We start from the raw sequence: 1,659 nt of genomic DNA, 5'->3' as shown, positions 1-1,659 counted from the left end.
CTTCCTTGTTGATGCTCTTAAGAGCTGCTTTATTTGAACCACTTTTATCTATATTGACTAATTCAGGCAGACCATTTCTCTTAATGGCTTTCTTAAAAAATCGCTTGGCTGCTTTCATATCACGCTTTGCAGTGAGTAAAAAGTCAATGGTGTTGCCTTCTTTATCAACTGCTCGATAAAAATATTTCCACTCTCCTTTGACTTTAATATAGGTTTCATCCATCCGCCACCGCCCACACACAGGACGCTTCTTTTTGTGAAATTCTTTCTCTAATTTAGGCGCATACGTGATAACCCAGCGGTTAAGTGTGCTGTGGTCAACATGATAGCCTCGTTCTTCCGCTATTTCTTCAAGATTGCGATAACTGAGTGGGTAAGCCAAGTACCATCTGACATTTAGGAGAATGATCTCTTTTTCAAAGTGGCGCCATTTGAAACTAAGCATTTGAGAATTCCTGATATAGAGATTTAAACTTAATGATAGCAGATAACCTGGGGAAGTGAACTTTATGCGACAGAACCGTTAAGTGTAACGCTAAATCATGCTTTACTTGAACAATAACCTAATTGGGAGCATATACAATCTACACAGGGCTGAATGAAGCCTTTAAGCCCCTTAAAATAGTCTTTGGTATGTGGGGGGGCAGGAGTAAGGCATTAAACCGCCTTATAGAGTGTCTAGCGCACCCTATTGCCGAAACTGTAGAATACTCCAAGATAGAATAAACAATCCTTTTCGGACTCAATCAAAAACAGCAGATTCCAGATATAACACCAATTTTATAAGCTCGAGGTCGGCTATCTTTTCGCGCCGACCTATTGTACCGCAGACCACATTCCACAAATTCTGCTGTATACCGTTCATGTGGGGAATGTGTTGGTTCCCTGCAGGCGTGTTGATAAAGCATGGATAACGAAAAAATGTTATCCACCCCTTACCAACACTAACCAACACATTCCCCACAATCACTATCAATCCCAGCGATATGTATTCTCTTAAACCGCGCTCCGCGCATCAATAAAATAATCAATTGTATTTTTAAAAGAATAAAGAGATAGATAGTATAGCCGTATAGACCCCTGAGGCCGGCACACAAAATGCCTTTCACAGCCCCCCCTCCCACGACTGCTTAAAAAAACAGACTATGCGGACTAGAGTTTCAGTGAATCTTGGAATCGAGTTACTTGGGTTTTTAAGCCCCTTTCACTACCGTTACGCCCTGCGCGTTACCAGATATAATAAATATATCCGCCCTTGCTCCAAACGCGCCACTTTTTGCCCTATAAAATTCAAATCTCACAATCAAAACGGTTCTAAGTTTGTGACTTCTACTTTATGCAAAAGATGCCTTATGGGTTGCCTTAGCAAAATCCTTGATTGGCAACACTGTCCTGACCTATTCCAAACCATCATGATTCCAAAATAGGGGCTGAGCTTGTAAAGAAAGAGTTTCCAAATAATGCTTTCAAATGAGATGCTAATTAAGATATAATTAACTTCTGTTTGAGAGCAAGAGTTTGGTTCTTGCCTTCAAGCTGTGGTGAGTGACTGTAATCACTCATACACAACCTTTATTAAAGGGAAAAAACCTAAGTACTTAAAAATGCTTGGGTTTTTTTTTGCCTTTAAGTCCTAAACTTTAAAAGTTCGGGACTTGT

1 protein-coding gene is annotated in these 1,659 nt (G+C 40.1%); it reads right to left on the bottom strand.

The features are described from left to right. A partial coding sequence (locus CDZ78_RS17195) for an IS6 family transposase (RefSeq protein WP_087871087.1) occupies positions 1–445 on the bottom strand: 445 nt, incomplete at its 3' end. Positions 446–1,659 lie beyond the last annotated feature (1,214 nt).

Source organism: Bathymodiolus platifrons methanotrophic gill symbiont, assembly GCF_002189065.1.
Classification (GTDB): Bacteria; Pseudomonadota; Gammaproteobacteria; order Methylococcales; family Methylomonadaceae; genus Methyloprofundus.
Note: the sequence above shows the minus strand (reverse complement) of the source record. Positions and strands in the feature narration are given on the sequence as shown.